At 48.2% G+C, this 9,670-nt stretch carries 3 protein-coding genes; all 3 read right to left on the reverse strand.

Annotated features, from left to right (window positions below; all coding sequences use genetic code 11):
* Positions 1–241 precede the first annotated feature (241 nt).
* Positions 242–3,469: a DUF499 domain-containing protein gene (locus QUB14_RS27170; RefSeq protein WP_333221185.1), complete on the reverse strand. Its 3,228-nt coding sequence runs from the start codon at positions 3,467–3,469 to the stop codon at positions 242–244.
* A gap of 119 nt (positions 3,470–3,588) precedes the next feature.
* Complete coding sequence (locus QUB14_RS27175; protein ID WP_333221183.1) at positions 3,589–4,554, reverse strand: threo-3-hydroxy-L-aspartate ammonia-lyase; 966 nt, start codon at positions 4,552–4,554, stop codon at positions 3,589–3,591.
* 619 nt (positions 4,555–5,173) lie between these two features.
* The coding region (locus QUB14_RS27180) for a cadherin-like domain-containing protein (RefSeq protein WP_333221181.1) at positions 5,174–9,670 on the reverse strand (4,497 nt) is incomplete at its 5' end.

Consider the following 9,670-nt stretch of genomic DNA (forward strand, 5'->3'; position numbering starts at 1 on the left):
CGCCTGATTGTCGGTATGATCGAATCAATGACGTGGCGATCGGCTAGCTCACTCTTTTAAGATACAAGGGGCGGGTTCACCAACTATCTACGCAATCAACCAACCATCTCAAAAACCCGCCCCGGCCTATGTATTATGCTGGTATGTTAAAAGAGGTAGATTGCGATTTACCGTGGCTGGGGGCGGGTTTTTGAGAGTGTTAATTTTTGCCAAATATTGTAGGTGAACCCGCCCCTACATTTCAATATATCACTCTTGCCATTAAATTTAAACGCTCTACTGGATTGCGATCGAGCGTTTGTTTTATACTGCTAATATCCGAGGCATTTGCTGACAAAGCTGGCTTGAATTCTAAGGTAATTTTCAAACTAACATCAGCTTGCGCGTCGGGGCTGTTCAACAAACTGTTGATAGTCGATAAAAAGCTCTGAAATCCCCGCAACGCCCCTTGATATTCCAGCCGCACAAATTGGTCGCCGGTTTGAATGGTTGCGGTTTGGTCGATTTGCGGTTGCCACCGCTGCAATATGGAAATTGCCGTTCCCAATTTACGATAATCCATTACTTGATTCACAGACAATTCTAGCACTTCGATGCCTTGCACTTTGTAGTCGCTAATGCGATCGCCCAATCCCGCAAATACCGCATTAATCGTGCCATCGAGTTCGATAATCGGTGGTTTCGCATCCCACAAACTCGGCTGTAGCGTTTCCACAACATAAGGAGGATTTCTGATCTCTCCCACGTTAGGAACTTGAGGATTTAGATTGACATTGGCTGCTTTTTCTGCTGTCTCACCGTTACCGTAATCGGCCACCACACGAAAAATACTGTTATTAACAATGGTGATTTCACACTCATCGGAAGGGCGGAAATTTCCCGGCACTAAACTATCATTTTGATACAAACTAACCGTCAATGCTCCTTTGGCTTTCCACCTCACCCGCACGGGTTTTGCCGCTTCTGTACTCGGCATCAATTGGGCGCTGAGTTCCACTTCTTTGGGCGCTGGAGGTTCGAGAATGCCGCGCTTGTACAATACAGCGCGATCGCTAAATTCGATCGTCTCCGGCAGTGTCAACACGCTATCATCAGTTTTGATAAATAGTCTCTCCCCGACTTTCATATCCCAATTGCCCATTTTCAAACCGTCGCGAATCGTCTCCCGCAGCATCGAAACTTCCGCATCAAGCAGAATATTCAAACTCAAATCCTTAGCAAAAGCATCGCGCAGCGCCTTCGTCGTCCAACTATCCAACCCCGCAGGCCAAACTTTTTGCAGGATAAAAGCCGGGGCGAAAGGTTTAGCTTCTTCGGCGCGAATCTTGCCGCAATCTTTGAGGGCTTTAAGAATCACATCTTGCTGGTTGTTTTTGCCTTTCACCATACTCGCATCCTGCGCGGTAAGAGTGTAGTGCATCAATCCTTTCGGTGCTTTTACTTGGTCATTTGAGGGATAAAATAAATGGCGGTAAGCATTAGTTAAAGATACTCTCACAGCTATATCTTTTGCGCCTTCCCGTTCCTTCAATTGCTTCTGCTGGCTTCCCGATAAATCTGCCAGCCGATTCTGACTTTTGAGAATATTTTGAATAGCTTTATATTCTCTGGCATTGTCGATCGCCGCTTCTAATTCTAGCCGATTTGCGACCAAAAATAACAACCGATTCCGGTAGGTGCGAAACTTCCCCGATTCGCCGCTATTGTTAAAAATTCTATCGATTAATTCCGGGGCTGCGTCGGTAGAAGCATTCACCGTCGCTTCGTCAAAGTCGATCGCGCACAACGCCACCTCATCCGGGTTGTCGTCTACATCTCCGGGACTTTCTATATTAGAAACTAAGGTAAAGAATTTTTTGGCAAAAATGCTATCCCGGCGAGTTCGCAAATCTTCTTTCGCCAATACTACCCCGACTTGTTCCTTCTCCTCGGTAATAATTTTGTTGATCGAAGGTTCTTCTTTAAACCGGGCTAAAGATGTTACCGGATCGAAGTCTAAATACCAAGCTACCTTCGTCAATCTTTCTAAAGCGCGATCGACAAAACCGCTGTCAACCCCCGGAGTCAGCAGCGACAAATTCAACTCAGCCAGCCGAATACCCGAAGAATTTCCCTGAGTCAAAGAATGCAAAAATATTGTTCTGCTTACCCAAGTAGAAAACGGCGGTTTTCCTGCTGCTATCCATTCCCCATCTTGCAATTGTGCGTAAGCCGGCCTACCATCGGGATTGTAGATATCAGCGCCGATCGCATTCCGCAGGGGCGATCGTTGCAACCGAGAAGTCAGATCGTTAGTAATTTCGCCATCCATCCCTATAGGAATGTGATGCGTGTGAATCATCGGCATCCAACCGTCGCGATTTTCCCACAAATGCCGCACGACTTGCGCGAACAATCGCAAAGCGCCCCGCGTCTTCTGGAATTCGGGAATAGAAGCAATTTTTTTAGTAAGAAGATTGAACAATTCCGGGTGAAACGGATAACTTTGGGCGATCGCTTCTGAGTATGACGCATCTTTGCACCCATCGGGCAAATTAACGCGGCAATTGCGATAAGCCACCAAATATTCCGATGCCGCTTTTTGCGCCGCTTCCTCGCTTACTCTGTCAAACACGCGCTGTTTGACAATGTTGTAAATTTCGATATCTGTAGAAGGACTCAACACCCTTTCTTGTCTTGCAGAAGCGCGCATCGTTTCTTGCAATTCTGCCGTTTCTTCCGCAAAAGTATCTGCTGTCGAGGCGAGGGAATAAACCAATACTAAATTATCGCACGCTGCCGCCAAATCCATCAGCGAAAATAGAAAAGCTACTACTTGTTTGGCTAAATCGCTTCTGCCAATTTGTTTCGCTTTTGCCGATCGCAAATACCGCGCAATTTCATCTAAAATAATCACAGTCGGCTGTCCCCCCGTCAACCGTTCTAACACCGAAGTACCGGGGCTGACACCGCTTTTATCGCTGCCTTGCAGTAACTGATAGCCTGGAATCCCGCCAATTTGGTAAGCAATTTCGCCCCAAAGAGTGTAGGTAGTCAAGCCGCTGTCCGAGTGATAAACTCCTTGTTCTGGGTCTAAATCTCGACCGTCGATCGCTGCAACGGCGATCGGGCGATCGGGAATCACGCTAATATCTGTAAAGCGTTCCAATCCGTGAATTTCTCGCCCTTGCTTGCAGATATGCCAGAGTGCAATTTCATCATGAGTTTTGCCGCCCCCAAAACTCGTTTCCAAACGAACCACCCCAGCCCCAGCGCTTTGCTTCATCAAGCGGCTGAAAACTTCCCGGATTAGGGTTTTAATGCCATCAGTTGCGAAGGTATTGGCAAAAAATTTATTGGCATCTTGATAAACTTGAGGTGCAGTTCCTTCGACTACCAGCCGCAATTTTGCTGCAAATAAATCTAGAGACAAGTCTCCCGATAAAATCTCATCTCTGGGCACGCAGGTATCAAAGATTAATGGCAGCATCTCAAAGCTCCTTAACTAATAATATCAATTCCGCACTTCAGCGGAATTATTCATCTCTCTCTTGTCTCCCTCTGTGCTCTCTGCGTTCTCTGCGGTTAAATCATTCCGATATCCAATAACTAATGACTAAAATCGACATTTCCCCCGCTGACAATTACCCCAACTCTCGCATTTTCAGCTTTCACAACACCTGAAAGCAAAGCTGCTGCCCCCAGCACTCCAGTCGGCTCGACAACTATCTTCATCCGTTCCCACATAAAAAACATTGTACTGCGAATTGCCTCTTCTGAAACTGTCGCCATATCATCAACATAATGCAGCACCAAAGGAAAGGTTAATTTCCCCAAAGATGGCGTGCGCGCACCGTCAGCAATCGTATCCGCGTTAGTAACAGTTTGCAGCGTTTTCGTGCGGAACGATCGCGCCGCATCGTCTGCTTGCTCAGGTTCTACCCCGATTACTTTACACTGCGGAGACAAAGTTTTTGCTGCGATCGCACACCCGGAAAGTAAACCCCCGCCGCCACAGCAAACCAGCAGCAAATCCAACGCCCCAACTTCTGCGATTAATTCCAGCGCCACCGTACCTTGTCCCGCAATCACCCACGCATGATCGTAAGGAGGAATAATAGTCAAGTGCCGTTGGGCGCCAATTTTAGCGGCTAACTCTTCGCGGGAAACTTGAGTGCGATCGTACAAAATAATCTCTGCACCGTAGCCGCGAGTCGCCTCTTGCTTGACTTTTGGCGCATCAGCAGGCATAACAACAGTAGCAGGAATTTCTAGCAACCGTGCCGCAAGGGCGATCGCCTGCGCGTGATTTCCCGAAGAAAAAGTCAGCACTCCCCGCTGTTTTTCAGCTTCAGATAGCTGCATTAAAGCATTGCAAGCACCCCGAAATTTAAACGAACCCGTGCGCTGAAAGTTCTCGCACTTGAAAAATACCTGAGAATTTGTGCGTTTGTTGAAAGTTCCCGAAGTCAGCACCGGCGTCTTGAAAGCTTTGCCCTGCAAGCGATTTGCCGCCGCCTCCACATCCGCGAAACTGACTGACAAGGAATTTTGGGCACAGAAGTCGGCACTCATAGATTTTAGATTTGGGCGATCGAGGACTCTATTTGTAGGCGGGGGATTGCCCGCTTCACTCGTACCATTAAACTATAAATTTTTATCATTAGCTGTTGCGCTTAATTGTTAAAAAAGCTGTTGACTAAAATTCAAGCTATGACAATTTACTATCAAAAACTAAAGGGTCGTTTGTACTTGCACAGGAGAGGGATTAATGAATACAAATTTAACCACCGCCCGATTAATTGTAGGGAAACGGCACGGCGCAGTGTGCTGATTTCGGATAATATCAAATCCGTTGGCATCGGAATTATTCATCTCTCTCTTCCCTTTCTCTGTACCCTCTGTGTCCTCTGCGGTTTAATCATTCCGATACAACCGGAATCGATATAAGGGGTAAAATAAACCGGATTGGCTGGTGAAATTGCCCTCGCGAGTGCGATCGACTCTAACCCTGGACAACAACGCAAAAGAGGACTTGGCAATGCCATTTTCCTACCCAAAAAAGAGCGGCTACATTGTTTAACAATTACCAAAAAAAAGGACACAGCATGGCTGTGTCCTTACCTGTTTATTGTAGGAACACGGCTTGCCGTGTCCCTAACCGTACCGATATCGCGATTAGGATTCTTGCCGTTTAGAACAAGAACAATTCAGTATTACCGGTCGGTCCCAAATTGACATCGACAGTGGCAAACAAACTGTTACCACCAACCGTAGAACCGTTGCTATCGTAATACAGTTTAGTAGACAAACCGTCGTAGATAGCCATGATGGACGGCGCGGTTAAAGTTGCTTCAAACACAGTTACATCAGACACTGTGCTGCTGTAAGCGTACCCACTCTCAGGGAAAAGGAAAAGTCCAGATTGGGTTGTAAAGCCTGGAAAACCAGTGCTGGAGAGGTTAATTTGATCATCAGTAATGTTGTAATTGGTAATTACATCCCCGCCGTCAGCAGTAGTTCCGAGGAAGAAAAACTCATCCGCACCAGCACCACCGTTGAGAACATTGGTTCCCGCACCACCGATTAAAGTGTCATTCCCGATGCCGCCGTTGAGAGTATCGCTACCCGCGTCGCCGGAGAGATAGTCGTTACCATCGTCGCCGAAAATGCTGTCGTTACCTGCACCGCCGAATAAATTATCAGTATTCGCTCCGCCATTCAAGATGTCAGCAAATTCAGTACCAGTGACCCTGTTAAAATCCGCATCTCCGGTAAACAAGACAGGAGTGGTGAAGTTGTAACCGCCAGCACCTGAACCGAAATTTTTAAAGTCGCTTGGGTAAGTGTTCCCAGCCGCAGTTAAATCGACAATGCTGCCTGAGTTGGTAGTAGTACCAGCAGGAGAAGAGGCGATCGTACCTGTAAATACAAAGTCCGCCGTTCCCAGATTGCTAGCAGCCGTACCCAAATTAATAATCCAGGTAGAACTAGAACCACCGGCTGTCGTACCGTCCGAGTCAAAATACAACTCTGTTTCGTTCGACGCATTCGTAAATGCGTAGAAAGCAGCAGTTGTAGAATTCCCCAGAACCTTAGCTTCTGCATTAAATTCCTGAATGGTGGCATAAGTTCTGCCTGTGAAAATCACTAACTCTTTGCCAGTAATGTCCGGAGTTGAACCACTTACAGCGTCAAAGTTAGTCGTCGTCAAATTGCCGAAAGCGCTCGCGGTAAACTCTAATTTGTCAGTTCCAGGGGTAAAGTCAGTAATCCTATCGCGGCTTTCGCCTTCTGCTTTGTAAACAAACAGATCCGCACCAGCACCGCCAGTGATCACATCTGCACCAGAACCGCCGCTGAAGATGTCAGCAAATTCAGTACCAGTGACACTGTTAGCCTTCGCATCTCCGGTAAACAAGACAGGAGTAGTGAAGTTGTAACCGCCAGCACCTGAACCGAAATTGTTAAAGTCGCTTGGGTAAGTGTTCCCAGCAGCAGTTAAATCAACAATGCTGCCTGAGTTGGTAGTAGTACCAGTCACTGTAGTGCCAGTATCAGAAGAGGCGATCGTACCTGTAAATACAAAGTCCGCCGTTCCCAGATTGCTAGCAGCCGTACCCAAATTAATAATCCAGGTAGAACTAGAACCACCGGCTGTCGTACCGTCCGAGTCAAAATACAACTCTGTTTCGTTCGACGCATTCGTAAATGCGTAGAAAGCAGCAGTTGTAGAATTCCCCAGAACCTTAGCTTCTGCATTAAATTCCTGAATGGTGGCATAAGTTCTGCCTGTGAAAATCACTAACTCTTTGCCAGTAATGTCCGGAGTTGAACCACTTACAGCGTCAAAGTTAGTCGTCGTCAAATTGCCGAAAGCGCTCGCGCTAAACTCGAATTTGTCACTTCCAGGGGTAAAGTCAGTAATCCTATCGCCGCCTTCGCCTTCTGCTTTGTAAACAAACAGATCCGCACCAGCACCGCCTGTCAGAATATCTGCACCGCTGCCGCCGCTGAAGATGTCAGCAAATTCAGTACCAGTGACGCTGTTAGCAGCCGCATCTCCGGTAAACAAGACAGGAGTAGTGAAGTTGTAACCGCCCGCACCTGAACCGAAATTGTTAAAGGCGACGGGGAAAGTATTCCCAGCAGCAGTTAAATCAGCAACACTGCCTGAGTTGGTAGTAGTACCAGTCACAGTAGTGCCAGTATCAGAAGAGGCGATCGTACCTGTAAATACAAAGTCCGCCGTTCCCAGATTGCTAGCTGCAGTACCCAGATTCGCAATGAAGGTATAACCACCGTCTGCGGTACCGTTGTCGTCAAAATACAACTCAGTCTGGTTCAACGCATTCGTCAAGGCGAAGAAACCAGCAGTTGTAGAATTGCCCAGGGCTTTAGCTTGTGCATCTTCCAAAGAGGCATAACTGCCGCCTGTGAAAATCACTAACTCTTTGCCAGTAATGTCCGGATTTGAACCACTTACACCGTCAAAGTTAGTCGTCGTCAAATTGCCGAAAGCGCTCGCGCTAAACTCGAATTTGTCTACCCCAACAGTAAAGTCGGTAATCGTATCGCCGCCTTCTTCAGTTGTCCTGTAAACAAACAGATCCGCACCACTGCCGCCGCTTATGACATCGAAACCGAACGTGTAAAAATCACTGCTTATGATGACATCCGCGAGGCCGCCGGTGATGGTATCGTTGCCGTCGCCGCCCTTGAGGCTATCGTTATAATTGCTGCCGACAATCTTGTCATCGCCTGCTAAACCATCGTAATTAACTGCGGCCGGAGAAGTGGTGAAATCCACATTGTCAGGGCCGGCAGTACCGACAGGAATATTTAGTGGCGGGCCCGTGAAGACAAAGTTAATGACTTGCAGGCTAATGCTCGCCGAGAAACTGGTCACAATTTCAAAGCGCGCCCCAACAGCAAATACCAGCACAGAACGGCCGGTCTGGGCATCTATAAACTGACAGAAAATAGGCGCGTCTGGGTTGCCACCCAACTGTCCAAACCGCAGTTGCAAAGTCGCGATGCTGCGAACAGTGATATCCGTGGTGAAGTCGAGCAAATTAGCGCTGCCGATCGCCCCAAAAGTAGAAGTAGCAGTAAGCTCCACTTTGGTCAAGCTAGAAGCGGTGAGATTACCAAAAACTGCCGTAGAAAACTCTAAAAGATCCTCATCGACATTAAAGTCAGTAATTAAGTCAGCTTCTACAACTGTTTTAATCTCTTGGCGGGAAGTTTGGTAAATAAAGCGATCCCTTCCACCACCTCCAATTAGAGTATTGGTTCCTAGGCCGCCTTCGATCGAGTCATCGCCCTCATTTCCTGTTAATACGTCATTCCCAAGACCGCCTTTAATTGTGTCATCGCCGATGCCAGCTTCGAGAGTGTCATCGTCATCGCCGCAGTCGATATCGTCAGCGCCATCGCCGCCTTTAACTTTGTCCTTGCCTGGGCCTGCTTTTAATGTGTCATTGCCGGCGCCAGCTTCGATATCGTCATCAGCCTCGCCAGCGTCGATATTGTCACCATCATCGCCGCCTTTAATTGTGTCCTTACCTTTGCCGCCTTTAATTGTGTCGTTGGCCTTACCGCCTGTAATATCATCGTCACCATCGCTGCCTTCGATGTCGTTATCCAGCGTCGCAGAACCGACAATAACTTGAGCTTGTTGAGTGCCAGCATACTTAAAGACATCTTGCTCGATATTCAAGCTAAAACGCTTGCCGGTGAGAACGTTTTTGCCGTTGCTAACTTCAAAACCAAAATTAGCCGCACCGATAAAACCTAGTGCCGCTTGGAAACTTAACAAGCCTGCGTTAATGTCTGCTTGAGTGAAGGTAAAACCGACTTGTGTTACGGCGACTCCCTTAAAGAATAGTTGGCCGGTTGTAGCAGCGGGTAGCTCGGTTAGCTTGAAGACTGTCTTGCTAGGATCTCCCGAGGCCTCATCGACAAAGCGCAACAATTCAGAAGTAATAGTTTGCTCGGTGCCGCTGGAACCAGCAATCAGGCTGGTATTAACTTCCTCTCGCGGAGGGTTAAAAATCGGGTTCGGAGTTGGAGTTGGAGTTGGATTTGGATTTGGATTTGGATTTGAACCGGTAACTCCCAAAAAGTCGCCAGCATCAAGAATCGTTGCGTTGACATTCAACAATAGCGCCAGCGCGAACTTATTGACCCGAATTTCGGTATTCCCACCGACTTGTATAAAGGTCAAGCTGCTAAAGTTCAAGTCGCCAAACAGCAGAAACTTGTCTGTGCCGTTTTCGTAGTCAGCGATGACTGCACTTGCACCAGAGGTACTGTTACTCACGACATAAACGTCATTTCCCTGACCGCCTACACAGGTATGGTTGCCAGTACCGCCCATCAGCGTATCGTTGCCGTTGCCGCCCATCAGCGTATCGTCGCCGTTGCCGCCGCCGCTAACGCTGTCGTCGCCGTCGCCGCCGTCTGCCATGTCATTGCCGTCGCCAGTAACGAGGGTATCCTTGCCGGCACCGCCCATCACGCTGTCATCGCCGTCGCCGCCCATCACGCTGTCGTCGCCGTCGTCACCCATGCAAACGTCGTTGCCCTCACCGCCCATCAGCGTATCGTCGCCGATGCCGCCGCTAACGTTGTCGTCGCCGTCGTCGCCTGCACAGTTGTCGCTGCCGGCACCGCCGATCACGGTATC

The sequence above is a fragment of the Microcoleus sp. B3-D2 genome (genome assembly GCF_036705345.1).
Classification (GTDB): domain Bacteria; phylum Cyanobacteriota; class Cyanobacteriia; order Cyanobacteriales; family Microcoleaceae; genus Microcoleus.

What these genes read in the sequence shown, in the direction of transcription:
- QUB14_RS27170 (WP_333221185.1), bottom strand. Translation starts at nt 3,469, where the DNA reads ATGCTGCCATTAATCTTTGATACCTGCGTGCCCAGAGATGAGATTTTA.
- QUB14_RS27175 (WP_333221183.1), bottom strand. Translation starts at nt 4,554, where the DNA reads ATGAGTGCCGACTTCTGTGCCCAAAATTCCTTGTCAGTCAGTTTCGCG.